Source organism: Actinomadura pelletieri DSM 43383 (assembly GCF_003634705.1).
Lineage (GTDB): Bacteria > Actinomycetota > Actinomycetes > Streptosporangiales > Streptosporangiaceae > Spirillospora > Spirillospora pelletieri.
The window spans coordinates 1432390-1457348 of the sequence record NZ_RBWU01000001.1 but is presented as its reverse complement, the minus strand read 5'-3'; the positions used below and the strand labels follow the sequence as shown (position 1 = coordinate 1457348).

Below are 24959 nucleotides of genomic sequence, written 5' to 3'. Positions count from 1 at the left end.
AGTCAGTCGTCCGCCCGTGTACTACCCCGGGAGTAGGTGGCAATGGGTCCGGCGGGAGGACGCGCCCGCGGAACCGGCCCGTATTCTCGGAGAATGCGTACCGATCGCGGCTTGCGGAGGCTCTACGGGGCCGGATGGCTCATCTCCGCGGGCGTCATGCTCGTCGCCGCCCGCATGTGGCTGCTTCACCTGCGCGAGGTGGAGCAGCGCGCCGAAGAGGCGGAGCGGACCAAAGACGAGGCCGCCAGGCGCCGGGCCGTGGAGGAGCGGTTGCGCATCGCCCGGGAACTGCACGATTCGCTCACGCACAGCATTTCGGTGATTCAGGTGCATGCCGGTGTCGAGGTGCATCTGGCGGGCAAGCGCGGTGAGGAGGTGCCGCCCGCGCTAATGGCGATCCAGGAGGCCAGCGCGGACGCCGCCAGGGAACTGCGGGCCACGCTCAGTGTGCTGCGAGCCGACGAGGACGGCGCGAGCAGCGGGCTCGGCCAGTTGGAGAGTTTGGTGGCACGGGCGCGCACGGCCGGGCTGCAGGTCACCGTGTCGGTGACCGGTACGCCGTCCCGGCTGGCGCGTGACATCGACCAGGCCGCGTACCGCATCGTGCAGGAGGCGCTCACCAATGTCTCGCGGCACGCCGCGGGGGCGAGCACCACGGTTCAGGTGCGGTACGGGACGGACGAGCTGATCGTCCAGGTGGACAATGACGGTGCCGTGACCAGCGTCCCATCGGCGGGTCAGGGGCTCGGCCTGATCGGCATGCGCGAACGGGCCACCGCGCTCGGCGGCCGTCTGCAGGCCGGGCCGCGCGAGGACGGCGGCTTCCGGGTGCGCGCCGAACTGCCGATCCGGGCGGCGGCATGATCCGTGTCCTGCTGGCCGACGACCAGGTGCTGATCCGCAGCGGGATCCGGTCGCTGCTCGACTCGGAGGACGACATCGAAGTGGTCGCCGAGGCCGCCGACGGGCGGCAGGCGATCGCGCTGGCCGTGGAGCACCGTCCGGACATCGCGCTGGTCGACATCCAGATGCCGGTGCTCGACGGCATCGAGGCGACCCGGCAGATCGTCGCCGACGAGCGGTTGGCCGGCGTCCGCGTCGTCATCCTCACCAACTACGGGCTGGACGAGTACATCTTCCGCGCGCTGCGGGCCGGCGCGAGCGGCTTCCTGCTCAAGGACACCCATCCCGCCGAGCTGATCCAGGCGCTGCGGGTGGCCGAGCGCGGGGACGCGCTGCTCTCCCCCGCGGTCACCCGGCGGCTGATCAGCGAGTTCGTCGCCCGGCCGCCGGACGTGCTGTCCGCGGTGGGGATGGAGACGCTGACCAACCGGGAACGTGAAGTCGTCGCCTTGGTCGCCTACGGACTGAACAACGACGAGATCGCCGAGACCATGGTGCTCAGCCCCACCACGGCCAAGACCCACGTCAGCAGGGCGATGACCAAGCTCGGCGCGCGTGACCGCGCCCAGCTCGTCGTGTTCGCTTATCAGAGCGGTCTGGTGAGCCCGCGCGATCCCAACCCGCCCATCGGCGGTACTCGCTGAACCAGCCGAAGCCGCCTTCGGAGATGACCGTTGACGGCAACGTCGTCTACGGCTACGCGGCCTCCATCGGCGGCTGCAGCGAGGAATGGGGCGACCGGCCCGTCCGGAACGTGCGCTTCCGGGGGAACTTCTGGGACGACGCCGTCCCCACCTGGCTGGAGCGCAAAGAATATCCCGGAGCCTGGGTCCCGGCCGACGAACAGAACCCGGAAGAAGGGTGCGGCGAGCCCCGGGATCTACAGTTCGCCGGCAATACGAAACTGAACCCCGCCGACCCTGGCAAGGCATGCGCCGGAAGTTTCGGTTGCGCGGCCATCATGCACAAGGCCGGGCTGCTCCCGTCCTATCGCCATCTCCTGGACACGCCATAGCCCTTCTGCTCAGCCGCGCTGCCACGGCCGCGACGAGACGAACTCTCGTCGCGGCCTGCCCGGGGCCGCAACTCGCATGAGTCACGCCGCCGCAGCCCCAGCGCCCGAGCCAGGCCGAGTTCCTAGTAGGGGATCCAGGTCGCGTCCTGTTGTTCCTCGTGAGCGCTTGACCGACGGGCCTGCGGTCGGGCGATTGATAGACGCCGGTCCAGCGGGCCCCGCGCCGTGCGGGTGCGCGGACGCGTTCTCCGGTGTCCGGTCAGTCGACGCGGGCGGCGCTGATGGCGGGGCGGAAGCTGGTCGAGGCTCCTGGTATGGCCTGGGGGCCTCGCCAGGAATTGCCCTCCAGTCGGCTCCTCCAGATCCGCTCGTCGCCGGCGACCCCTTTCCAGGTCATGTAGAGGATGCCGTCACAGCTCGCCAATGCGGGACCGACGCTGGTATTGGCGCCGGGCACGGCCTGCGGCGCGGTCCGGGTCGAGGAGAACTGCGGCAGCTTGTTCCACCAGATCCGCTCGTCTCCCTCCACGATCGGGTGAACGTCCCGGGAGCCGCGTTCGGGGACGACGTCCCGTCTGTGCCTCCAAGGCCGGATGCGGCCTACAGGTGCTTCCATGTCCACGTCGAACGGGACGCTCTCGGCGACCTCGCCCTCGCCAGCGAACCGATGGACGCCTCGACCCAGAACCGGCGTCGACCGCGCCTCGTCGCCGAGGCCACCGCGGCAAGGCCTTCGTCAGCTCTGGACGCCGGGCATGTGACATGACCGGGGCCGAGTTCGGCCTCGTTCAACGGCTGAGGCCGATGGCGTCGGCGAGGAGGTCCACCTGCGCGGGGTCGGGGTCGTTGCCCATGAAGATCAGCTCGTCGCAGCCGGCCTGGTCGAAGGCGGCGATCGCGGCGGTGATCTGTTCCGGACGGGTGTAGGCGATGGAGATGCCGTACCGGGCGTATTCGTCGCCGGCGAAGGCGTAGTAGGAGCCGATGGCGTCGGAGATCGCGGTCTCGGCGTCGGGGCCCAGCGCGTACATCACCGAAGCCACCAGACGAGGCGAACCGGGCCTTCCGGCGTCCGCCCAGGCTTGCCGCAATTGAGGGGCGAAGTCCTGCACACCTTCGACGGTCGCGTCGCCGGCGATCCAGCCCGTTCCCCTTGAGGCGATGCGGCGCAGGGCCGCCTTGGAGGTGCCGCCGAACAGTAGGGCGGGCCCGCCTGGTGTGGCGGGTCGCGGGCCCACAGGGTCACCGTCGGTCGTGGCCGCCGCGAGCCGGTCGAGGAGCCGGTCGAACCGTGCGCCTCTGGTGCCGTAGTCGACCTCGCTCAGTTCGAAGTCGTCCTGCCGGAGTCCCGGGGCGAGTCCCAGTTGCAGACGGCCGGGCCCGGCCAGTTGATCCAGCGTGTGGACGGTCTTGGCGAACAGGGCGTGGTTGGCGCGCAGAGGTGCGAGAAGGACGCTGGTCATCAACCGGATGCGTGAGGTGGCGCCCGCCGCGGCGGCCAGCGTGAGCAACGGCTCCGGCGTCCACCAGGCCAGACGGTCGCTGACGCTGAGGGTGGAGAAGCCGCGGGCTTCGGCGCGGCGGGCCCATTCCACCAGGACGGTGCCGTCGCTCCAGCGGGCATGACCGGGCAACCCGATACCAATGTCCATCGCGGGTGCGAGTCCTTTTAGAAGACAAGGGGGGACGGTCGGAGGGGCCGGTCAGGAATTCGAGCCGACGGGTTCGTGCCGCAGCAGGCGCCGCAGGACGGCGACGGGTTGGACGCCGGGAACCGGTGGACGGCCGCCGATCACCAGGCTGGGCACACCGGTGACACCATGCTCTGCCGCGCGACGTCGGTCGGCGCGAACCTCGTCGGCGTGGTCGTCGCCCTCGAGGACGGCGCGCACCTCATCGGCGTCCAGCCCGGCCTTACCGCCAAGGTCCTGCAGGACCTGGGTGTCGGCCACGTTCAGCCCATCGGTGTGGTACGCGTGCAGCAGGAGTTCCATCATCTGGTCGGCCTGGCCGTGCCGGGCGGCCAGCTTGATCAGTCGGTGCGCGTCGAAGGTGTTCACCGGGCGGGCCAGATGCAGGTTCAACTCCAGCCCTTCCGCCGCTCCCAGCGAGCGGATGCGGTCGATGCGGGCGGGCGCCTGCTCGCCCCACCAGCCGGCCATGGCCTCGGCGGCGGTCGGACCGGGGGTGCGGCCTTCGTCCGGCGCGAGTTCGTAGCCGCGCCAGACGATGTCGTGGCCGGTCTGGTCGGCTAGCGCGGCGGTCAGGCGTCTCTTGCCGATGTAGCACCAAGGGCACAGCACATCGGCGTAGATCTCAAGCTTCGCGGACGGCCTATCCTGCGGGATCAATGGACGCACTCCTCAAGGTCGGCTGCGGGGTGGGGGTCCCGGCCGCCATCGTGCAAGCTCAACCAAGGTTGAGGTCAAACGCCTCTTGAAGGGCCCGTCGAAGTGGGCGGCCCGGTCCTCGTACAGGGCCTGCCGGGTGGGTACTTGCAGAGGGCTCCCGCTGGTCGTGGTGGGGGTGGCGGTCGATGGTTCTGGAATCTCGGGGGCAGCGGGATGGTTGACGCCAGTGTGAAGAGGATCGGCTTTCTTTCGTTCGGTCACTGGAGTGACGGTCGCGGCTCGCAGACCCGGTCGGCGGCGGACGCGCTGCTGCAGTCGATCGATCTCGCCGTGGCCGCGGAGGAGTTGGGTGCCGACGGCGCCTACTTCCGGGTGCACCACTTCGCCAGGCAGTTGGCCTCTCCGTTCCCGCTGCTGTCCGCGATCGGCGCGAAGACGTCGCGCATCGAGATCGGCACCGGCGTGATCGATATGCGGTACGAGAACCCGATGTACTTCGCCGAGACCGCCGGGGCGGCCGACCTGATCTCCGGTGGACGGCTGCAGCTGGGCATCAGCCGGGGGTCACCGGAACAGGTCATCGACGGGTGGCGGTACTTCGGGTACGAGCCGTCCGAGGGCGACACCGACGCCGACATGGCACGCAAGCACACCGAGGTCCTGCTCACGGTCCTGCAGGGCAGGGGGTTCGCGCAGCCGAATCCGCGGCCGATGTTCCCCAATCCGCCTGGACTGCTGCGCATCGAGCCGCATTCCCCAGGATTGCGCGAGCGCATCTGGTGGGGCTCAGGCTCCAATGCCACCGGCGTGTGGGCGGCCAAGCTGGGCATGAACCTGCAGAGTTCCACGCTCAAGGACGATGAGACCGGCGAGCCGCTGCACGTCCAGCAGCGCAAGCAGATCGAGGCCTACCGGCAGGCGTGGAAGGAGGCCGGACACGAACGCGAGCCGCGCGTGTCGGTCAGTCGCAGCATTTTCGCGCTGACCAGCGATCTGGATCGCGCCTATTTCGGCCGGAACACCGACTCCGGCGACCACATCGGAATGATCGACGAGAAGACCAGGGCGATTTTCGGACGCTCCTACGCGGCCGAGCCGGACGTACTGGTCAAGCAACTCGCGGGCGACGAGGCCATTCAAGCCGCCGACACGCTGCTGCTCACGGTTCCCAACCAGCTCGGCGTGGACTACAACGCGCACGTCCTGGAGAACATCCTGACTCACGTGGCACCCGAACTCGGCTGGCGTTGAGGCCGCGACCAGCCCGGCCATTGCTGCGTTGCGTCGACATCGGGGTTGGTCCCGGATGGATCGGTGGCGCGCCCGGCCTTTAGGCTGCGTGGGGTGACGGCCGTATCGGACAACGCGCAGCCCGAACCGCTTTCCGACCGGGAATCCCGAATTCTCGGCGAGGCCGGTTTGGCGGTGTTCGCCGGACGGTTGACGTGGCGGCCGAGATCGTGGACACGGCAGCCTTCGCGGTGATGCCGGGGGACGATCGGGCCGACATCACACGGGCGGTACGCGGCTTCCGCGCCGACCGGGCCGTCGAACTCGCGCAGCATGTGGCGGTCATCGGCGACACTGTCGCGCCGTTCATGGCGTCCCCCGACACCGATCCCGCCGCGCTTCGTGCGGCGGACTCTCCGGCGGTGCTGCCGGACGATCCCGCGGCGGCCGTCGAGGAGATCCATCGGCGGCGGGAGGGGATCGGCTTCTCCTGCTTCGTCATCGGCGCGGACTTCGCCGACACGCTCGCCCCGGTCGTCGCCGAGTTGTCCGGTCATTAGGCCGCTGAACGAACAGTCGCGCCTTGTCACGGCTTCGTTGATGATTCGGGAGGTAGTCCAAGTCACGTTTCGTGCAGGCCCTGGTGTCGTGTTCGCGGGGCGGTGAGGTGTCCGAGAGTGCCGGGCTTTTCTTGCTTGTGTGCGAGCATGGCGGGTGTGGAGACGGGCGGCCGTACGATCGCGGCAGATGTGATCGCAGCACTGACATACTGGCCTGACCTCCTCTACGAGGACGATCCGGAGCCCGCAGATCTCACTGTCCTGCCTCCGTTCTTCAATGGCTTGTTACAGGACCTTCCCTGGTGGAACCGCGACTGGAAGGTCGTCCACGCTGGGCCCGGCCATCCCATGGAGATCGAGAGTGATTACAAGCTCTCCACCACACGGTTCACCGAGGTGTCGGTTCCAGGCACCATCAGCTCGGGAAGCGGTGAGAGTCTGCCCTTCGTCGCCAAGGTCAGGTTCACCCGCGACCAACTGGTCCGATTCCAAGCCAAGATCGGCGACATGGTCCTCTCTCCCGCACAAACGGCCGCCGGCCAACTGGAGCCGCATCCGTTCGCGACGATATTCGCCAGACTCATGGACGTGCGTGGAATTTCGCCGAGGCAAGTGGCAAGGCTGACCTTTCGGGCGGAGGCCACCATCCGCGGGCTCAGCGGGGGAAGCCGGAACCCGCACACAGTTCTGGTCAGGGAGGTCGCCGGCGCCTTGGGTTTGTCCGAAGCAGACCTCAGAGCAATCGCCGGACTCGATGACGACAGCGACTGATGCGTCGTGATCAGCAGCGTCCGCAAGTACGTTGCACTGGTGTCGTTCGACAGACCTACTGGGTCAGGTCGTCCAGCCAGGACTGTGCGGTTGCGCGGACGGCAGGGTCTGGGTCGTGGAGCGCTTTGCGGCCTGTGTCGGCGTAGGGGCGGGCGTCATGTTTCCACCACTTCAGGGACAAGATCGCCAGTCGGCGGGTGGTGGGGTCGGGGTCGTGGACGACGGCTTCGGCGAGGCGCGGAATGACCTGACGGCCCACGGCGGCGCCGAGGGCGCGCTCGCCGAGGACGCACACGGCATGTCTGCGGACGACCGGCCAGGACGAGCGCAGCGCGTCGATTGCGGTGCTGACTTCTTCGGCTCGAATCGTGCAGTAGCTCGTTCCCGGACTCAGCTTCTCGGAGATGCCATCGCGGAGCTGTGGATGGTCGGCCAGAAATCGCTCCAGTGGAGCGTAGGTGAGGGGCTGCGGTGTGATTGCGTGATCTCGGAACGCGCGATAAGGCGCCGCCACCGCGGTGACGATCGTTTCGGTGGGAAGGTCTGGGGCGGAGAGGACCACGTCAAGCCGGTTCAGGCGTGACAGGGCGGCAGCGGTCCACTGCCGATCTGGACCGGTGGTGTGTCTCAGCGCGTGGGTAAGTGCTTCGATCACCTCGTCGGTCGCCTCGCCGATGTCGGCGAGAAGCTTCGCCGCTTCCCATTTGCGGGGGCCGTGGCTCAACAGGTCGATCAGGGCGGAGTGGGCCGCCGGGCCGAGCTCGCGGAGGCCCAGTTCAGCCTCTTCAGGGCCGATCGACCCGTGCCACTCGTTGAGCAGCCGGACGTAGTGAACCGCGCGATCGGCCGGTTCCTTGGCGTCCATCTCGGCCTGCCAGGCTTTGACCTGTTCATATCTTGGAAAGAGCCTGTACAGCTCCTGCTCGCTCAGGATGCGGCGCAGTAGCCCTTCTTCTTCGTCATCGTCGGTCAGCAATACGACTGCGAACTGTCCGTCGGTGATTTCTGCGGCCTGCAACTGTTTCCGGGCTCGCTTGCACACCCGAGTGAGCACCAGGAGATACCTGGCGAATGTCCGGTTCCAGTGCAGGGTCGAGCTTCTCCCGGCTTCCTGGGAAAGCTCGTTTTCCCAGCGTTGCCAACGTTCTTCCGGCAACCATTCGAACCACTGGGTCTTCCAGTCCGGCACACTCCAGAGCAGGGCATCGTCCGCGGCCACCTCGTCGTAAGAGACGACGCCCAGCATGGGCAGCCGGATCACGTGGTCGGTCTCGGCATAGATCTCAGCCAGCGCGGCCGCGTACAGGCGCTTGCTCGTGTCGGCGTGCTCGGTCACCTTTTCGACGATTCCTGCCACCAGGTCGTCCTCGAATGTCTCCCAGTCCATACCAGCCGCCTTCCTCGCGTCCAAGCCCCGGTTCTACGACACGACTGTGTCACGTGGGCGCTTCGGTGAGTTGCCGGGTCGGCTTGGGAGTGCGAGGGTGCGCTGGTGACTCCTTTGCGGTTGGTTGAGACCAGGTCCGGGAAGTTCTCGTTGTTGCTGGACGCCGGGACGACCAAGGTGGACGGGCTCGTTGCACAACTTGGGCATGAGCCCAACGGGTACTTCTGGGAGGGTGTCGCGCGGTTCCTGGTGAAGACGGAGGCGCCGGACCTTGACGGGCGCTTCTCGTACGACCCTGAGGCCGGCATGTTCTGTGCCTACGGGGAGGATCGGGCCGCACTTCAAGAGCTGGCCGAGGTGATGCTCGCCGTCATCGCCGATGGCGATCGAATGCGTGGGCTTGTCGCCTCGGCGGAGAGTAGCGGCTTCGAGTTCGATGATTGACGACCGGCCCTTTTTGACCGCGCGGTCGGCTGTGCTCAGTCGTCGGGAAGCGCGAAGACGTCACCGCGAAAACAGTTGCTCTTGGGCTCGGGTGACAGGGGGCCGGTTCGTTGGGTATGACTTGCGCACGCCACCCGCCGATGGCCAGGCCGTCGGCGGTGTAACCGGAGAGTCGGCCGTCCGTCGCGTCGCCGAATAGGCCGGCCTGTTCCAGGATGACGAACAGCGCGTCCGCGGCGCAGGTCACCATTTCGGTGGCTTCGTCGGCGGTGGTGCCCGGATTGATTTCGCGGTAGATGCGGCGTGCGGCGGTGAGGAGACGGTCGGCGTCGGTGACGGTGAAGTCGCGTCGCAGTCGTACCGACAGGGCCATCCCGTCGGTGAGCGGTTCGTCTCCCGCCGTGCCGCCCTTATCGACCATGCGGGCATGGTACGGAATTCCGATTTGTGGGGGCGGCCGTCAGTGGCGGGTGGAGTGTTCTGGGCGTTCGACGAGTGGGGTGTCGACGAGGTGCTCGATCAGGAACCACGCCTGTAGTTCGTTGGTGCGGATGACTTCGGAGACGAGGAGGTCGTTCGTGCCGTCGTCGCCCAGCTTCTGGGCGTTGGCCGCCGCGTCGTGGCTGGCCACGAGGATCGTCTCGTGTGCCTCGATCAGGCGGGACAGCATGGCGGGGACCTCCTCGGCGCCGTTCGGTGGACGGGGGATGACCGTGATCTCCGCGACATGGCGGGGGTCTCCGACCGCGACGCCGCCCAGGGTCTGGACGCGTTCCGCGATCGTGTCCACCAGTTCGAGTTGTTCCCCGGCGTGCTTGTCCAGGAGCAGGTGGAGTTGGTAGAAGGTCGGGCCGCGCATCAGCCAGTGGTGCTTCTTGTAGAGGCTGTAGAGGATTTGGCTGTCCGCCAGGATCTGGTTGAGGCGCTGGCAGGAGTACTCGCGTGCGTCCCGGGAGAGTCCGAGCGGGAACATCCGCATGGTGCCGAACTTCTGGATTTCCGTACCGTCCACGTGCAGCCACGGCTGGCTGGAGTGGGTGCTGGACGAGCGTTTGGACGCCATGCGAGTGCTCCTTGGAAGTCGTGGGCGAGCGAGTGGTCGTACCGTCCCCTGAAATGGCTTAAGGACATCCCAGAGCACTTATATGAGATGCCAAAGCATGGGCGTCGTCACAGATGGTGGCGGAGGACGAGGTCGTCGGGGAACGGCGCGAGGTAGGTCTGGTCGGCGGCGTAGCCGAAGTGTTCGCCTTCGGCGTGGTGGCGGAGCAGGGCGATCGGGACGCTGAGCGGGGCCAGCCCCTGGCGGTAGGAGCCGATCGCGGTGACGATGTCATTGCGCCGGGTCGGGTCGAGGTCGTCGCTGATGAGGCCGAGGATGTGCTGGAGGGCGTTGGTGTGGCGGCCGCGGCCGGCGCGGACGGCGAGCGTGGCGGTGAAGGCGTGGCGGTAGTCGTTCTCCAGGTCCGGGCGGGGGCGGCGGCCGGCTTGGGCGACGATCCGTCCGGTCTCGCGGTAGCCGTCGGGGCTGTGGGCGAGGAGTTGCATCTTGTGGCGGCTGTGGAAGGCGACCAGGTCGCGGGGGCGCCAGTCGGAGGCGAAGAACTCGCGCAGCCGTGCGTGGGCGAACACGCGCTCGATGAAGTGCTCGCGCAGGACGGGGTCGTTGAGGCGTCCGTCCTCCTCGGTGGGCAGGTCGGGCAGGGCGGCGCGGATCAGGGAGGCGAAGACGCCGCGACCGTCGCGGTCGACCGGCTGGCCGTCGGTGCGTTCGCCCTGCCGGCCGGACGCGTAACGGGGCAGCCTCGACAGTCCGCAGCTGGGTGAGCGGGACTTCAGCACGTAGCCGTCGACGTCGGCCAGGTCGGGGATCCTGCGTTCCGCCAGGGCGGTCATGGCGGTGGTGTGGTCGGCGGTCTCGTCCTTGGTGACGATGTGTCCGTCGGTGCGCAGCCGCATGGTGGGACGCGGTGCGCCGAGGCCGATCTCCATCTCCGGGCAGACGGGGATCCAGTCGATGTGCCGGAACAGTGGTCCGGTGAGGAAGCGGTCGCGGCTGTGGGCGCCGTTGTAGCGGACGGGGGCGCCGAGCAGGCAGCTGGACACCGCCAGCCGGGGCCGCGGGTGCTCCCGGGCGCCGGGGCGCGGCGCTGCCTTGGTCGTGGTGGTCGTGGTCATGGTGTTTCTCGCAATCCGCGCATTCCGCCGGTGGGCTATTTCAGCAACCATGCCCGACTTGTCCGGGGTCATTCGGCCTGTGCGGTGTGGGAAGTGGAGCCGGCGTCCGGTGGGGCAAAGGTTCGTCGGACGGCGCATGTGAGGGCGGGTGTGGGGTACGGGGCGATGAACCCTGAGGAGGGACAATGATCAACATTCTTCACAAGTGGGGCGGTGGACCGTGGCCGCTCGGCGGGGCCGTACCGCGCGCTTGTTCCTGGTGAGGGGCGCCGGCGACCCGGGCCGCCGCGCGCCGCTGTGTGGCCGGCGGCATTGATGGACGGGCGGTCGAACGCGTCGCCCGTGGTGGTCGTTGGTGCCGGGCTGGCGGGGTTGTCGGCGGCGATTCACCTCGCGGCGGGTGGACGGGACGTGATGGTCGTCGAGGCGGCGCACGAGCCCGGGGGCTGTTGCGGAACGGCCGAGGTGGGGCCCTACCGGTTCGATACCGGTCCGTCGGTGTTGACGATGCCGGACGTGCTGGCGGCGACGTTCGGCGCGGCCGGTGAGGAGATCGACAGGTGGGTGCCGTTGCGGCGCCTGGATCCCTTCTATCGGCTTGCCTATCCGGATGGCTCCGAGTTGGACGTCGTGGCGGGCGCCCTGGCGATGGCCGAGAACGTGCGGGTGCTGTGCGGACCGGACGCGGCCACCCGATACCTGCGTTTCCGGCGCCGGCTGGGCGCGATGTTCGAGGCGGAGTGGGCGTCGTTCATCGACGCCGACATGACCCGGTTGCGCGACATGGCGCGTCCGTACGCGTTGTTGAAACTGGCCGCGGCAGGCGGTTTCCGGCGTCTGGATCGGTTCGTCGCCGGGCAGTTGCGGGACGAGCGGCTCATCAGGGCGCACACCTTCCAGTCGCTGTACGTGGGGCTCGCGCCGCATCAGGCACTGGCGATCTATGCGGTGGTGGCGCACATGGACACCGTCGGCGGGGTGTACTTCCCCGCTGACGGAGGCATGCACGCCATCCCGCGGGCCCTAGCGGACGTCGCGGAGAAGGCGGGGGCGCAGCTGCGGTACGGCGTGCGCGCCGAGCGGGTCGAGGCCGGCGGCGCCGGGGTGCGGGCGGTGCGGCTGGACACCGGGGAGCGGATCGCGGCGAGCCATGTGGTGATCGCCTGTGATCGGGTGCGCGCCCAGGCGGAGCTGCTGCCCGATCTCGCGGACGACTGGCGGCTTCGCCGTCCCCGCTACTCGCCGTCCTGCCTGGTCATGCATTTCGGGTTGGAGCGGCGGATACCGGGACACGCCCATCACACCCTGCGGTTCGGCCGGGCGTGGAAGTCGACGTTCGACGCGCTTGCGGCCGGGCGTCCACAACCCGATCCCAGCCTGTTGATCACGCATGTGGACGGGCCGTCCGGGCAGGCCGCGCTCAGTGTGCTCGAACCCGTCCCGAACCTGGTGTCCGGCGCCGACTGGGACCGGCTCACCCCGCGGCTCGAGGACCGGCTGCTCGGCCGTCTCGCCGAACTGGGGTACGGCGATCTTTCGGGGCGGCCACGGTTGACGTTCGATCCGCCGGCGTGGGCGCGGTCGGGGCATTCGGCGGGGACGCCGTTCGCGCTGGACCACCGTTTCACCCAGACGGCGTGGCTGCGTCCGTCCGGCCGCAGCCGCCGGGTTCCCGGCCTGCACTTCGCCGGGATGCACACCGCCCCCGGAGTCGGGGTGCCACCCGCGTTGATCTCCGGTCGGCTGGCCGCCGCCCGGATCCTGGAGGGCAGCCGATGACGACGACCACGCACCCGGTGACGTTGACGGCCAGCTACGAGCACTGCCGTCGGATCAATGCCTCCCATGGCCGCTCGTTCTACCTGGCCACGCTGTTGCTGCCTGCCTGGAAGCGAAGGCATGTGCATGCCCTGTACGGGTTCGCGCGGCATGTCGACGACATCGTGGACGCGTCCGGCGATGACGGTCCCGAGTCCCCCGACGAGCGGGCGGCGGCCGTGGACGGCGTCGCGGCCCGGCTGGAGGCGAGTCTGGCCGGGGAGATGGTCCAGGATCCGGTGCTGCCAGCGTTCGTCCATACGGTGCGGTCGTTCGGCATCGAGCACGGCGATATCCGGGCCTTCATGTCGTCGATGCGCGCCGATCTGACCGTGACCCGTTACGACACCTACGAGGACCTGCTGGTCTATATGGAGGGGTCGGCGGCCGCGATCGGGTTGATGATGCTGCCGGTGCTTGAGACGGTGCCCGGTGCGGAGCGGAGCGCGCGGGAGCCCGCCCGGGAGTTGGGACGAGCGTTCCAGCTCACCAACTTCCTGCGGGACGTGGCCGAGGACATGGCCCGCGACCGCATCTACCTGCCGCTGGAGGACATGGCGAAGTTCGGGGTCGAGGAGGCCGAACTGGCCCGCGGCGGCGCCACCCGCGCGGTGTGCGAGCTGGTGGCCTTCGAGATCGAGCGCGCCCGCGTCCACTACCGGCGGGCACGGGAGGGCATCGAGATGCTCGTCCCGTCGTCGCGCCCCTGCATCCGGGCCGCGGTGACGCTGTACGGCGGCATCCTCGACCGGATCGCCGCGGCCGATCATGACGTGCTCGCGGGGAGGGCACGGGTGCCGCGACGGCGCCGGGCCGCGATCTTCACACGGCATCTGGTGGCCGCGTCCGCCGCCGCTCGCGCCGAGCGGCGCCCGCCCTTGATGGGGAACTGAGGTGGCCGCGCAGCGGGTCACGGCCGTCCCAGGTTCCTTCGCTTTCGTAGGGGACGAATCGTGCGAACAGTTCTTCCGAGTACCAGTCGTGTCTGCGGACCTGTCCGATCACGTCGCGGTGGGCGTCGCCTTGGTAGGCGAACCGGTTGATGGCAGTTTCGTTGCACCAGAGCGAGAACGTCGCCTGGCGGGCCAGGGGCCATTCGCCGACGCCGATGGAGGCCAGGCAGCCGTCCTGGTCGGCCAGGGAGAGGTCGACTTCGGGCACTGCGCGGTAGAACGCCATCAGCCGGTGTGGACGGATGGACGCTCGGGTCAGCACTGCCAGGGGGGCGGTCGCCGGTGGGTGCGCGGTCGGGAGTGCGTTGAACGGGTCACGGCCGCCCCAGCGTCCGCGCGAGGAGAGGGGCCGCAGCCGCACATGCCAGGCCTCCTCGGCCTCGGCACGCCACCGGTTCGCCACCGCGGAGCGCGCCGAGAACTCGGCCAGCGCGGCCTCGTCGTCCCAGACCGCGAACAGCGCCCATCGGCGCAGGTCGGCGCCCAGGCTCATGGAGCGGCCCCGGCCGGTGCCCAGCAGCCGCCAGAACGACAGTCCCGGGGTCGCGCGCAGCTTCGGGCGGTCGAACGCCATGTGCCGCATGGCGTCCAGGTGCGCGTACCTGAGGAGATGGAAGGAAGCGATGACGCCCGTTCCCGTCACATCCGTGTTCGTCCCGGTCATCGGCGGTTACCTGCTCGGCTCGGTGCCGGTCGCGGTCCTGGTCGGGCGCGCCCACGGATTCGACCCGCGCTCGGTGGGCGACCGCAATCCCGGCTTCTGGAACGTCATGCAACGGCTGGGCGTCCGCTCGGCCGCGCCCGTGTTCGCGGGCGACCTCCTCAAAGGGACCGCCGCGGGGCTGCTCGGCCTGGCGGTCAGCCGCGGACGGATCGGGCAGGGCGGGCGGGTCCATGAAAGTAGCGTCGTCCCGGTGTACGCGGCGGTGGGGGCGGCGATGGCCGGGCATGCCTGGCCGCTGTTCGCCGGACGTCGCGGCGGACGCTGCGTCCTGACCTTCGTCGGCGGTATGGCCGTCATCTGCCCACCGGCGTTCGCTCTCGGACTCGGGTTGTTGGGCGTCACCACCGCGGCCACCGGCTCGTTCGCCAAGGGCGCGCGGGTCGCGGTGTTCTCCCTGCCCGCGCTGCAACTGCCGTTCGCGCCCGCCGCGCATGTGGCGGGCACCGGGATGCTGATGACCTTCATCGGCGCGCGCTTCGGGCAGGCCGCTCTCGCCGAGCGGGCGCGGCGTAGGCGCGGCCACGCCAGGTCGTGGCGGGACGCAGTGTGGACAGCGTCAGCCGGACGGCGGTGACCGCGTCCAGCAGGGGCGACAGCAGCAGCCCGGGGCCGGGGGTGCTGTAGCTGCCGCGTAGCGGGATCGTGAGCAGGAGCCGCTGCCCGAGCAGGGCCAGGTCCAGTGGTGTGGGACGTCCGGCGAGAAGGCGCAGCGTCGGCAACGCCATGGTCAGCCATACCGCCGCCAGATCACCGGTCAGGCCGATCGGGGAGGTCACGTCCCGCAACGCGATCGAGCGGCCCCATTCGCGCCACACGTCGCCGGTTCCGGTGTGCATGTCGACTTCCAGCAATGTGCCCGCGTCGACGAACGAGACCCGCCAGCCGTCGCGTGCCAGGAGTCTTCCGAGGGCCACGTCGTCGGTGAGATGGCCGCGTACTCGGGCGAACCCGTCGGCCCGGGTCATCGCGTCCTTGCGGAAGGCCAGGCATTGACCGTTGAGCAGTAGGCGGCCGGTAGAGCGCGCGGCCGGGCCGATCGGGCCGAAGCGGTACACCAGGGTGGTCAGGAACGACGCGTGCAGGGCCTGTTCCAGGCCGTTTCCGGTGATGAAGCGGGGGGCGGCGCTGATCAGGTCACAGTCGTCGAGTAGGTCGGCGAGCGCCGTGCACAGGCCGGTTCTGGGGCGGGCGTCGGCGTCCAACTGGACGACGACGGGCCCCTTCGCGGCGTGCAGTCCCTGGTTCAGCGCCCACTGTTTGCCCACCCAACCCGCGGGCGGTTCGGTGCCGGTGAGGACGGTCGCGCCCAGCCCGGCGGCCACTCGGGCGGTGCCGTCGCGGGACTGGTCGTCGACGACGATCACCTCCCGTACCGCCGGATCGGCCAGCAGCGGCACCACGCACTCCCGGATCCGGTGCTCTTCGTTCCGGGCGGGGATCACCACCGAGATCGGCTCAGCCGGGCGCGGGCGCCGGTGTGGAGGCGTGGTCAGGGGCGGTGGACGGTTCCGTCCGCGCGCCAGCCGCGCCGCCACCACCAGCGCCGCGACCGTCTGGGCTGCGGTCGACGCCCTCATGACCGTGCTCCCGCTGGTCCCGGTCGGACGGACGGAAAGTCCTCCTCGACCATGCGGGCCACGATGCGGCCGCCCATCGCCACCAGCGGGAGGCCGCCCCCGGGATGCACCGAACCGCCCACCAGGTACAGGCCGCGGCGAGGCCCGCGGTTGCCCGGACGGCGCAGCGGCGCCGACCGTCCCCGGGTCGCGGCGCCGTAGATCGCTCCGCCCCAGGATCCGTACCGGTCCCGCAGGTCGGCGGGCGTGAGAAGGTCCACGAACCGGAGCCGTCCCGACAGGTCGTGGCCGCGCCGCGCCAACCGCTCCAGCACCAGGTCACGGTACGTTTCCGGGGTCATCGGCCACCGCGCCGGATCGCCCGCCGGGACGTTGACCAGCATCGTCTGGTTCTCCGCGCCGGGCGGTGCCTGGGACGGGTCGTCCACCGCCGAACAGCCGATGTACACGGTCGGGTCCTCCGGCGGGACCCGATGCCGGAAGATGGCGTCGAACTCCCGCCGATAGTCGTCCGAGAAGATCACCGAATGGTGTGGCAGCCCGTCGGTCCGGCCGTCCACGCCCGCGACCATCAGGAAGCCCGAGGACGACATGCCGAGCCCGGCGATTCGCCGTAGCCGTCGACGGTCGGGCAGCAGCCGGCCGTACAGCGCCGCCGCGTCGGCGTTGACGACCACCACGTCCGCCGCGTCGCGTTCTCCGGACGCCAGCACCACACCCTGCACCGACGCGCCATCGTCCAGGACCCGCGTGACAGGGCTGTCGACGTGGACGTCCACTCCGGCGTCGGCGAGCAGGACCGCCAGATCGTCCGCCAGCCGGGGCAGCCCGCCCGGGACGTACCAGCCGCCGGTACCGTGCTCGATCGCCGGGATGCACCCCAGCGCGGCGGGCGCCCGATAGGGACTCGACCCGGCATATGTGGCGTAGCGTCCGACGTACTGATGCAGTCTGGGGTCGTCGAAGAAGTGGCGTGCCAGGCCGTGCAGCGTCCGTCCGGGTGCGACCGCCAACAGGTCGGCGGGGTGGCCGTTGGAGGGTCCGCGGCCGAGGGGGCCCGCGAAGAACGTCCGTTGTGACACTGCGAAGCATCTGCGGGCCCACGCGTAGAAGGCGCGCCAGGCCGCGCCCTGACCCGGCGACAGCCGCTCCACCTCGGCGGCCATCCGGGCCGGGTCGCTGTAGGCGCGTAGGACCGACCCGTCGGCGAAGCGGTAGCGGCACAACTCGTCCAGGACGACCGGTTCACGCGCGACGCCCAACTCCCGGAACAGGTCCGGCAGGGTGAGCAGCGACGGTCCGAGCGAGAAGGTGAACCCGTCGCGCCTGTACTCGGCGAGTTTGCCGCCGAGGCTCCCCCGCTGCTCGTACAACCGGACCTGGTGACCGGCCCGTGCCAGCAGGAGCGCGGCGACCATGCCGCCGACACCGCCACCGACCACGATCACCTCGGCCATCGGCCGCCCCGTCCGGTCGTCCGGCGCCTCGCCGCCAGCGCCGCCGCCGGGACCGCGAACACGCCCATCGCCGTCCCACCGGCCACCGCCACGAGCGGGTCACGCGGCTCGAACACCGCCGCGAACGCCAACGTCTCCATCGCCGCCATCACCGCGTAGGTCGCGACCAACCCGGCCGCGACGTCCTGCCCGGTGTCGACGATCGAGTCGACAGCGCCCATCAGCAGCGCCGAGACCGCCAACCAACCGGCGAAGTTGGTGGCGGGCACTCCCCGGTACACCCCGTCGCGCGCCCATCTCCACAGGCCCAGCCGCGTCATCTGCGGATCGAGGAAGACGTCCCAGGCAGTGAGCGCCGAGGCGCCGACCGCCACCCGCGTCCACCGCCGCCCATCGGGGACGAGCGTGGCCGCGACCGCGTGCGACGCCAGGCCCATGCCCGCCCACGCCGCCGCGACCGTCACCGGGACACCGCCCACCTGCGGTCGCAGGACCTTCGTGTAGGAGTAGCGCCCGAACGGGACGCCCGTCCGTACTCCCACCCACTCGGCCGTGTATCCCAAGGACAGCGCCGCGCCCACGGCCTTCGCCGCCCGTCCGGCGCCGATGCGCGCGGCGGCGAAACAGCCCGCACCGGCGGTGAGCAGCCCCACCACCGGGCCCGTCCATCGCGCCGGGTCGGGCCGCACCCCCGACGCGACCTGCGCCGCGACCATGGACGCCAGACAACCGGCACCCAACGCCACGAAATAGTCCGATCTCGTACCTGCACACGCTGTAGCGCGGGGGCGACGCCGCGATATCAATCCCACACCTGCCCTCTCGGAGCCGACCGGCGTCCCAGAGCACCTACCGGGCCGCGCTCGGGAAACCACACGTTGGCGCGCTACCCGAAGCAGCCCGTCCCACACGGCCGACGACGTGACGAGAAGTCGCGCAACCTGCGAGGGCGGCGGGACGGCGACCAGTCTGAGCGAGCATCTGCCGGTGACCCGTCAGGCGGTGGCCAAGCATCTGGCCGTCCTCGACCGGGTCGGCCTGGTGCACGCCTCGACCGCGGGACGCGAGCGGCGGTTCCACGTCGACCACGGCCGGCTCGCCCTCGCCGTCGACCAGATGACCGACGTCGGCGCGGCCTGGGACGCCCGGCTCCAGCGCATCCGGCGCATCGCCGAGACCATCCAGCGTCGCAGGGACGGCGAAACCGAGAAAGAACAGTAGGGGGCCGAAAAATGGCGGACATCCTTCACCGCATCGGCGTCCGGCATCGCTCGTTTTCCTGGAAACCGGAAAGGGTGGCCCCCGAACCCCACGACGTGCGGATCAGCGATTGGCACTGATCTGACGCCGACACCGCCGCCGGCCCCGCGCGTTCATTAGGGTGGTCTCCGTCGAACGAACGGGGGTCTGATGGACGAACGCGAACTCAAACTCAACTCGTTGTCGCGCTACTCGAAGTCGTCGGCGATGTACGTGCTGGAGGAGTACGGGCACTGCGAAGTTCCCGCGGGCTGCGGCGGTGTCGTTCTGCGGTGGCGTAATCCTCGAAACGGCATTCCGCTACGGATATGGCTCTACACGAACGGTGAGGGCAAGATGTACCTGGACGGGGGCCCACCCCCTTCGGGGATACCGGTCGTGTCATTCGGTGAGCATGTGCTGGCGTTCGAACTTCCCGTGGCCGATCCGGCCTACACGGTGCTGAACTTCGCCGCGTTCTTCCCTCCAGAACTGCCCAGGCCGCGTGTCACCGGGCCGGACGAGCCGTCCGTCTCCATCGTGTCCGCCGCGGACGGGACGTGGAAGTACACCGTCCAGGAACCGGGCGACGGCTGGAAGTCGAGTGGTTTCGACGACTCGACGTGGAGTCCCATGGTCGCCAATGACGTGCTACAGCCGCCGAACGACCCCAGACGAAACATGGGCGAATACCGGTTCGCAGCCGCACAACGTCACGGCGGCGCCGGGCTCGGCGTGCCCGAACCTGCCACGCGGGTCTGGATTCGCAAGACCTTCGAAGTGACGGGGGACGACGATGTCTGAGCAGCGTGCGCCACTCGTCCTCATTCCGGAACACTTCGGCTGCCTGGTGTTCGATCGTCGAACGTCCCGGTACCTGCCGTTCGACGCCGAGACCACGGCCGTACTTCGCGTGTTGCGCGACCGTCCGATCGACCGGCTTCTTCAGGAAGAGGCCGACGACGAACGCCACGGCCGCCTTCTGCGTTTTTTCGAGCACTTCGACGACCTCGGTTTCTTCACTCCGGACGGACGGTTCGCCGGAACGGTCCTCGACGGTGTCGAAGTGCCGTCCGACCATCTGACCGGGCCTCTCGCCGTCCATCTGGAGGTCATCTCGTCCTGCAATCTCGGGTGCACGCACTGCTTCGCGGGTGAGCTGCCACGCCGCGAGAAGCGGCTCACCCTGGACGAGATCGACGGGCTGTTCGCGCAGATGGCGCGGCTGGGCAGCTACCGTCTCGGCCTGACCGGCGGCGAGCCGCTGCTGCGCAAGGACCTCTTCCAGATCATCGACCTGGCGCTCGACCACGGACTGGCGCCCTGCGTCACCACCAACGGGCTGCTGATCACCGAGGAGATCGCCCGCGAGTTCGGCAGGCGCGAACTGGTGTGGCTGAACGTCAGCCTGGAGGGCGCCACCGCCGAGACCAACGACGCGGTGCGCGGCGAGGGCACCTACGCCAAGGTCATGGACCGGCTCGCGGTGCTGCGCCGCCACTCCCGCTTCACCCTCGCCTTCACGATCATGAAGACGAACCTCGCGGAGATCGAGGACTGCGCACGGCTCGCCCACGAGGTCGGTGCCGACACCGCGGTGTTCCGTCCCCTGTATCCGGTGGGAATCGCATCCCGGCACATGAACCTGATGCCGACGTTCGCCGAGTACAGCACCGCGCTGAACCAGCTCGCCTCGATGGAGGCGAACGCGCCGGTCTCCCTGCACCACATCGACCCGTTCAGTCCGCGGGCACGAACGGAGACGCAGTCGGTCGTCCAGCAGAACCACGGCTGCGGGGCGGGGAACCTCGTCTGCTCGATCTCGGTGTCGGGCGAGGTCAACCCGTGCAGCTTCCTCGGCCCCGAATTCGTGGCGGCGAACGTCCGCGACACCTCCCTCGCCGAGATCTGGCACCGCAGCGCGGGCTTCCAGGAGATCCGCGCGCTGCCGTCCACGGAACCGGACGGCGGCGCCGCGTTCGCCGGGGGCTGCCGCGCCCGCGCGCTGGTCCTCAACGGATCGGTCAACGCCCCCGACCCCTGGATCCTCGACCACGCCGGTTCCGGTGCGCGCAACCCCCTCGCCATCCTGGACGTCAACGCCGGCGGGACGTGCTGCTGAGCCATGGACCAACGACGACTCCTCACCGAGGCCCGCGAACTGGAAGCGACCGGCGAACTCCGCGACGCCGCGTCCCGCTACGACCAGGCGTACGCGCTGAACCCCGCCGACCCCGAAGTGACCGAGGCCCGCGCCGCACTGCTCGACCGGATGGCGGTCACCGAGCACGGCATCCGCTTCCGCTATATCCCCGCCGGGACGTTCCGAATGGGCTCGGCGGACGGTGACGCGGACGAGAGCCCCGTCCATGAGGTGCGGCTCGGCGACATCTGGATGGCCGAAACACCGGTGAGCTGGTGGACCTTCTGCGACCTCATGGGCTGGGCGCCACCCCCCGAAGGCGTCCCGCCGAAAGAGGAAGCCGACGACCGCCGATGGTTCTCCCTGCACATCGGGAACCAGATCCGCTGGCAGTACTGCGAGGACACCACCACCGGCGCGATCGACTGGCACGCCCACAACCCCAATCTCACATTGAGCGGCGGCGGGAAAAGCGTGGACCCGGCGGAATTCTTCGGCAGGGTGCCCCGCGACCACACGGCCCCATGGACCTACGAACGCAAACCCGTGGTGGGCGTCTCCTGGGCGACCGCCGCGGATCTCGGCGAGCGCCTGTCGAACGACCGAGTCCAATACCGTCTCCCCACCGAGGCGGAATGGGAACGCGCCGCACGCGGCGGCCTGCCCGACCGCCGGTATCCGTGGGGCGACGACCCGCCGACACCCGAGCGATGCGACTTCGAGAACTTCAGCGATTTCGCGATCCGACCGGTGAAGGACATCCCGCCCAACGGCTACGGCCTGTACGGAATGGCAGGCTCAGTCTGGGAATGGACGTCCGACTGGTACGACGCCGAGTACTACGAAAACTCACCCGCAGATGACCCGCAGGGCCCGTCCGTAGGCACTGAACGCGTCCTGCGAGGCGGCTCCTGGGCCGACTGCGCCGACGCGATCACCGTCTCGTTCCGCATGTCCCGTCCACCCGACGAGTCGTACACCCCCAACATAGGCTTCCGTCTCTGTCGTCGCCCCGTCCGGTAACCGGGCCACATTCGGGCAGGGCGCCATCCGCGATGTCGTTTTCGACGGTGGGACGAGGTGGGCGGTCGTAGATTGGAGTCGGGTCTGTGGCGGGTCCGGCCTGCGGCCGGGGGACGTGGGTGGACGGTACCGATTTGTTGGTCGAGGACGCGGTGATCGCGGGCCGCTACCAGGTGGTCGAGCTGCTCGGCGAGGGCGCCATGGGGCAGGTGTGGCGGGGCGAGGACCTTCGGTTGGAACGTCCCGTGGCGGTCAAGGTGCTGCAACCGCATCTGATGCACGGTTCCGTCCAGGAGCAGGCGCTGGAGCGGTTCGCGCGGGAGGGACGGGCCGCGGCGCGGTTGACGCACCGCAACATCGCCCTGGTCCACGATGTCGGCGAGCATGACGGGCTGCCCTATCTGGTGCTGGAGTACCTGCACGGGCCGGATCTGAAGCGTCTGCTGGACGGGCACCCGGGCGGGCTGCCGATCGACCAGGTCCTGGGGTTCGGGGCGCAGGCGGCGGAGGGGCTGGCCGCCGCGCACGCGGCCGGCATCGTGCACCGCGATATCAAACCCCACAATCTGATGCTCACCGCCGACGGCACGGTGAAGATCTGCGACTTCGGGATCGCGCGGCTGCGGGACGCCACCAGCGGGCTGACCGGCGGCGCCACGATCGGCACCGTGGCCTACATGGCGCCCGAGCAGCTCACGGGCGAACCCGTCGACCATCGCGCCGACCTGTACGCGCTGGGGGCGACCGTCTTCCAGCTACTGACCGGCCGCCACGTCTTCACCGGCGATGACGTTCGCAGCGTGATCGCGCAACATCTCGCGACGCCACCGCCACCGGCCCGGACCCTGCGGTCCGACGCCCCCTCCGAGCTGGAGAACTACCTTCATGTCCTGCTGGCCAAGGAACCGGATCAGCGGCCCCGGGACGCGGCCGCCGTCGCCGAGCACCTGTACGACCTGTGGCGCCGGCACACCGACCCCGATCACCCTGTCAACGCCATGCGAACCCGCTTCGACCAGGCCAAGGAGCACGGCGAGGCCGGTCGGCATGATGTCGCCATCGCCCTGCTGCAAAGCCTGATCTCGGACAGTCAGCGCGTTCTCGGCCGCGACCACACTCACACCCTGACCAGCCGCCAGGCTCTCGCCCACTGGACGGGCAAGGCCGGGGATCCCGCTCGTGCGCGCGACCAGTTGACTTACCTCTTGCACGACCATCAGCACATCCTCGGCCCCGACGACATTCGGACTCTGACCATTCGCGAGAATCTCGCCTACTGGACGGGCGAAGCCGGAAGCCCCGTTGGCGCACGTGACGAATTCACCCGCCTCCTACACGACCACGAACGCGTTCTCGGCCCGGAACACCCCTTCACCCTTCACGTCCGCGGTCACTTCGCCTACTGGACGGGCAAGGCCGGGGACTTCACCGCCGCGCGCGACCAGTTCGCCTACCTCCTACCCCTTCGCGCACGCATCCTCGGCCCTGATCACCCCGACACCCTGAACGCCGCCAACAACCTCGCGCTTTGGACGGGCAAGGCCGGGGATCCCGCTCAAGCGCGCGACCAGTACGCGCACCTCTTGCGCCTCCATGAACGCGTCCTCGGCCCCGACCACCCCCAGACCGTCAAGGTTCGCCATAGCCTCGACCTCTGGACGCGTAGAGCCAAAGAGCGTCGCTGACCTGCTGACTCAGGGCGGGGCTTCACTGTCCGGCGCTCGGGGTGGTCGTTCGGCCGCGCGGGTGATGTTGTGGCACATGCGGTTGAAGATTCGGTTGTGGAAGGGACGGAACGTCCACCAGTAGGCGTGGCCCGCCAGGCCGCGGGGGTAGAAGAGCGCGCGTTGGTTCAGGAGGGTGTGGCCGTTCTCCTCGGAGATTCGCAGTTCGAGCCAGGCGAGGCCGGGAAGGCGCATTTCGGCGCGTAGTCGCAGGAGCTTTTTCGTTTCGATTTCTTCCACGCGCCAGAAGTCGACGGTCTCTCCGATGCGGAGCCGGCGCGGGTCTCGGCGGCCGCGTCGTAGTCCCACGCCTCCCACCAGGCGGTCGAGGACGCCACGGGCTCGCCAGGCGATCGGGAAGGAGTACCAGCCGTGTTTGCCGCCGATTCCCTCGACGACCTCCCACAGTCGTTCCGGTGGGGCGTCCGCGCGGCATGTGCGGTCGTCGGTGTAGAGGGTGCCGCCGGACCAGTCGGGGTCTGTGGGCAGCGGGTCGCTCGGGGCGCCGGGGACTCCGGCCGATGACCAGCGGGTGGTGACGTCCGCCTGCTGGACCCGGCGCAGCGCGAGGGCGACCGAACGGTCGAAGCCGATCGGTCCGTCCGGGGGTGGAGGGACGTACCGGTCGATGTCGTTCTCGGTACACACGACCTCGTTGCGCAGCGACTCCACCAGGGGACGCGCCAGGCCGCCGGGGACCGGCGTGATGGCTCCCACCCACAGGCTCGACAGGCTGGGGCTCAGCACCGGGACCGGGACGATGAAACGGCGCTTCAGCCCGGCCACGGCGGCGTACCGGCGCATCATGTCGACGTAGGTGAGGACGTCCGGGCCGCCGATGTCAAAGCCGCGGTTCACGTCGGCGGGCAGGTTCGCGGACCCCACCAGATAGTGCAGGACGTCCCGGATAGCGATCGGCTGGATCCGGGTGTGCACCCAGCGTGGAGTGACCATGAGGGGGAGGCGCTCGGTGAGGTGACGCAACATTTCGAACGACGCCGAGCCCGAGCCGATGATCACGGCGGCGCGCAACCATACCGTGGGCGGTCCATGGTCGAGCATGATCCGGCCGACCTCGGCACGGGACCGCAGGTGCGGGGACAGTTCCTCGTCGGGGTCCATGCCGCCGAGGTAGACGAGCCGGCCGACCCGGGCGTCCCGTGCCGCGTCGGCGAAGGTGCGGGCCGCGCGGCGGTCGTTCTCGGCGAAGCCGCCCGCGCCGCCGATCGCGTGGATCAGGTAGTAGGCGACGTCGACGCCGTCCAGCGCGCGGCGGGTCGCGTCCGGGTCGGTGGCGTCGGCCTCGACGATCTCCACTCGTCCGGCCCAGGGGTGGTCGCGCAGCCGCCGCGCCGAACGGGCCATGCAGCGCACGCGATGACCGGCGCCCAGCAGCTCGGGGACCAGCCGGCCCCCGATGTAGCCGCTGGCCCCCGTCACCAGACACAGGCGGTTCACGATC

Annotated in this window: 27 protein-coding genes; 15 read left to right on the top strand and 12 right to left on the bottom strand. The window is 69.5% G+C overall.

Annotated features, from left to right (window positions below; genetic code table 11):
- Positions 1-93 precede the first annotated feature (93 nt).
- The 3 genes from BZB76_RS06645 to BZB76_RS06635 are packed head-to-tail and all read left to right on the top strand — an operon-like array spanning position 94 to position 1918.
- A complete protein-coding gene (locus BZB76_RS06645; RefSeq protein ID WP_246006784.1) occupies positions 94-864 on the top strand; it encodes a sensor histidine kinase in 771 nt (256 codons plus the stop codon).
- Positions 861-1547, top strand: a complete 687-nt coding sequence (locus BZB76_RS06640) for a response regulator (RefSeq protein ID WP_121433337.1) — start codon at positions 861-863, stop codon at positions 1545-1547. The genes BZB76_RS06645 and BZB76_RS06640 overlap by 4 nt, the downstream gene beginning before the upstream one ends.
- 23 nt (positions 1548-1570) lie before the next feature.
- A complete protein-coding gene (locus BZB76_RS06635) occupies positions 1571-1918 on the top strand; it encodes a hypothetical protein (RefSeq protein ID WP_121433336.1) in 348 nt (115 codons plus the stop codon).
- A 259-nt stretch (positions 1919-2177) separates the two neighbouring features.
- Here BZB76_RS06635 and BZB76_RS06630 read toward each other — a convergent pair whose 3' ends face one another.
- From BZB76_RS06630 to BZB76_RS06620, 3 genes are all read right to left on the bottom strand, one after another.
- On the bottom strand, positions 2178-2534 hold the full coding sequence (locus BZB76_RS06630; RefSeq protein WP_147449353.1) for a hypothetical protein: 357 nt from the start codon (positions 2532-2534) through the stop codon (positions 2178-2180).
- A 172-nt stretch (positions 2535-2706) separates the two neighbouring features.
- A complete protein-coding gene (locus BZB76_RS06625) occupies positions 2707-3570 on the bottom strand; it encodes an LLM class flavin-dependent oxidoreductase (protein WP_121433334.1) in 864 nt (287 codons plus the stop codon).
- A 51-nt stretch (positions 3571-3621) separates the two neighbouring features.
- Positions 3622-4269, bottom strand: a complete 648-nt coding sequence (locus BZB76_RS06620) for a DsbA family oxidoreductase (RefSeq protein WP_246006783.1) — start codon at positions 4267-4269, stop codon at positions 3622-3624.
- 213 nt (positions 4270-4482) lie between these two features.
- On the opposite strand from BZB76_RS06620, the gene BZB76_RS06615 reads away from it, so the two are divergent.
- The 3 genes from BZB76_RS06615 to BZB76_RS06605 all read left to right on the top strand — a co-directional run bounded on the left by BZB76_RS06615 (position 4483) and on the right by BZB76_RS06605 (position 6830).
- Positions 4483-5520 carry an LLM class flavin-dependent oxidoreductase gene (locus tag BZB76_RS06615; RefSeq protein ID WP_246006782.1) on the top strand — a complete coding sequence of 346 codons (1038 nt, stop codon included), beginning with the start codon at positions 4483-4485 and terminating at the stop codon, positions 5518-5520.
- 194 nt (positions 5521-5714) lie between these two features.
- Positions 5715-6059 carry a hypothetical protein gene (locus tag BZB76_RS06610; protein WP_211342853.1) on the top strand — a complete coding sequence of 115 codons (345 nt, stop codon included), beginning with the start codon at positions 5715-5717 and terminating at the stop codon, positions 6057-6059.
- Between the two features lie 189 nt (positions 6060-6248).
- Entirely contained in the window at positions 6249-6830 is a 582-nt protein-coding gene (locus BZB76_RS06605; protein WP_211342852.1) for a hypothetical protein, read from the top strand.
- Between the two features lie 55 nt (positions 6831-6885).
- On the opposite strand, the gene BZB76_RS06600 is transcribed toward BZB76_RS06605, so the two are convergent.
- Positions 6886-8217 (bottom strand): HEAT repeat domain-containing protein, encoded by a 1332-nt coding sequence (locus BZB76_RS06600; protein WP_121433333.1) that lies wholly within the window; start codon positions 8215-8217, stop codon positions 6886-6888.
- A gap of 105 nt (positions 8218-8322) precedes the next feature.
- On the opposite strand from BZB76_RS06600, the gene BZB76_RS06595 reads away from it, so the two are divergent.
- Positions 8323-8661: an immunity 51 family protein gene (locus BZB76_RS06595; protein ID WP_121433332.1), complete on the top strand. Its 339-nt coding sequence runs from the start codon at positions 8323-8325 to the stop codon at positions 8659-8661.
- Here the strand turns inward: BZB76_RS06595 and BZB76_RS34160 are convergent.
- From BZB76_RS34160 to BZB76_RS06585, 3 genes are all read right to left on the bottom strand, one after another.
- A complete protein-coding gene (locus tag BZB76_RS34160) occupies positions 8588-9082 on the bottom strand; it encodes a hypothetical protein (RefSeq protein WP_147449352.1) in 495 nt (164 codons plus the stop codon). The genes BZB76_RS06595 and BZB76_RS34160 overlap by 74 nt on opposite strands.
- A gap of 39 nt (positions 9083-9121) precedes the next feature.
- Positions 9122-9724 carry a Dps family protein gene (locus BZB76_RS06590; RefSeq protein WP_121433331.1) on the bottom strand — a complete coding sequence of 201 codons (603 nt, stop codon included), beginning with the start codon at positions 9722-9724 and terminating at the stop codon, positions 9122-9124.
- Positions 9725-9831: 107 nt separating this feature from the next.
- Positions 9832-10839 (bottom strand): YbgA family protein, encoded by a 1008-nt coding sequence (locus BZB76_RS06585; protein ID WP_121433330.1) that lies wholly within the window; start codon positions 10837-10839, stop codon positions 9832-9834.
- A gap of 342 nt (positions 10840-11181) precedes the next feature.
- On the opposite strand from BZB76_RS06585, the gene BZB76_RS06580 reads away from it, so the two are divergent.
- Positions 11182-12618: a phytoene desaturase family protein gene (locus BZB76_RS06580; protein ID WP_246006781.1), complete on the top strand. Its 1437-nt coding sequence runs from the start codon at positions 11182-11184 to the stop codon at positions 12616-12618.
- Positions 12615-13550 (top strand): phytoene/squalene synthase family protein, encoded by a 936-nt coding sequence (locus tag BZB76_RS06575; RefSeq protein ID WP_121433328.1) that lies wholly within the window; start codon positions 12615-12617, stop codon positions 13548-13550. The genes BZB76_RS06580 and BZB76_RS06575 overlap by 4 nt, the downstream gene beginning before the upstream one ends.
- Here the strand turns inward: BZB76_RS06575 and BZB76_RS06570 are convergent.
- Positions 13480-14274, bottom strand: a complete 795-nt coding sequence (locus tag BZB76_RS06570) for a spheroidene monooxygenase (RefSeq protein ID WP_211342884.1) — start codon at positions 14272-14274, stop codon at positions 13480-13482. The genes BZB76_RS06575 and BZB76_RS06570 overlap by 71 nt on opposite strands.
- Here BZB76_RS06570 and BZB76_RS06565 point away from each other — a divergent pair.
- Positions 14258-14908 (top strand): glycerol-3-phosphate acyltransferase, encoded by a 651-nt coding sequence (locus tag BZB76_RS06565; protein ID WP_246006780.1) that lies wholly within the window; start codon positions 14258-14260, stop codon positions 14906-14908. The genes BZB76_RS06570 and BZB76_RS06565 overlap by 17 nt on opposite strands.
- Here the strand turns inward: BZB76_RS06565 and BZB76_RS06560 are convergent.
- Genes BZB76_RS06560 through BZB76_RS06550 form a run of 3 tightly spaced genes read right to left on the bottom strand, consistent with a single transcriptional unit; the run spans position 14796 to position 18114 of the window.
- Positions 14796-15911: a glycosyltransferase family 2 protein gene (locus BZB76_RS06560; RefSeq protein ID WP_121433326.1), complete on the bottom strand. Its 1116-nt coding sequence runs from the start codon at positions 15909-15911 to the stop codon at positions 14796-14798. The two genes, BZB76_RS06565 and BZB76_RS06560, sit on opposite strands and share 113 nt — an antisense overlap.
- Positions 15908-17368: a phytoene desaturase family protein gene (locus BZB76_RS06555; RefSeq protein WP_246006779.1), complete on the bottom strand. Its 1461-nt coding sequence runs from the start codon at positions 17366-17368 to the stop codon at positions 15908-15910. The genes BZB76_RS06560 and BZB76_RS06555 overlap by 4 nt, the downstream gene beginning before the upstream one ends.
- Positions 17356-18114 (bottom strand): carotenoid biosynthesis protein, encoded by a 759-nt coding sequence (locus tag BZB76_RS06550; RefSeq protein ID WP_246006778.1) that lies wholly within the window; start codon positions 18112-18114, stop codon positions 17356-17358. Before BZB76_RS06550 ends, BZB76_RS06555 begins: the two co-directional genes overlap by 13 nt.
- A 241-nt stretch (positions 18115-18355) precedes the next feature.
- On the opposite strand from BZB76_RS06550, the gene BZB76_RS06545 reads away from it, so the two are divergent.
- The 5 genes from BZB76_RS06545 (at position 18356) to BZB76_RS06525 (ending at position 23458) form a co-directional block, all read left to right on the top strand.
- Entirely contained in the window at positions 18356-18589 is a 234-nt protein-coding gene (locus BZB76_RS06545) for a hypothetical protein (protein ID WP_211342851.1), read from the top strand.
- Positions 18590-18778: 189 nt separating this feature from the next.
- Positions 18779-19411, top strand: coding sequence for a hypothetical protein (locus tag BZB76_RS06540; RefSeq protein ID WP_121433324.1), 633 nt, complete (start codon positions 18779-18781; stop codon positions 19409-19411).
- Positions 19404-20729 carry a radical SAM protein gene (locus tag BZB76_RS06535; protein ID WP_121433323.1) on the top strand — a complete coding sequence of 442 codons (1326 nt, stop codon included), beginning with the start codon at positions 19404-19406 and terminating at the stop codon, positions 20727-20729. The genes BZB76_RS06540 and BZB76_RS06535 overlap by 8 nt, the downstream gene beginning before the upstream one ends.
- Positions 20730-20732: 3 nt before the next feature.
- Positions 20733-21773 (top strand): formylglycine-generating enzyme family protein, encoded by a 1041-nt coding sequence (locus BZB76_RS06530; RefSeq protein WP_121433322.1) that lies wholly within the window; start codon positions 20733-20735, stop codon positions 21771-21773.
- 119 nt (positions 21774-21892) lie between these two features.
- On the top strand, positions 21893-23458 hold the full coding sequence (locus BZB76_RS06525; RefSeq protein ID WP_147449351.1) for a serine/threonine-protein kinase: 1566 nt from the start codon (positions 21893-21895) through the stop codon (positions 23456-23458).
- A 9-nt stretch (positions 23459-23467) separates the two neighbouring features.
- Here the strand turns inward: BZB76_RS06525 and BZB76_RS06520 are convergent, their stop codons facing one another.
- Positions 23468-24937, bottom strand: a complete 1470-nt coding sequence (locus BZB76_RS06520) for an SDR family oxidoreductase (protein WP_170180437.1) — start codon at positions 24935-24937, stop codon at positions 23468-23470.
- Positions 24938-24959 lie beyond the last annotated feature (22 nt).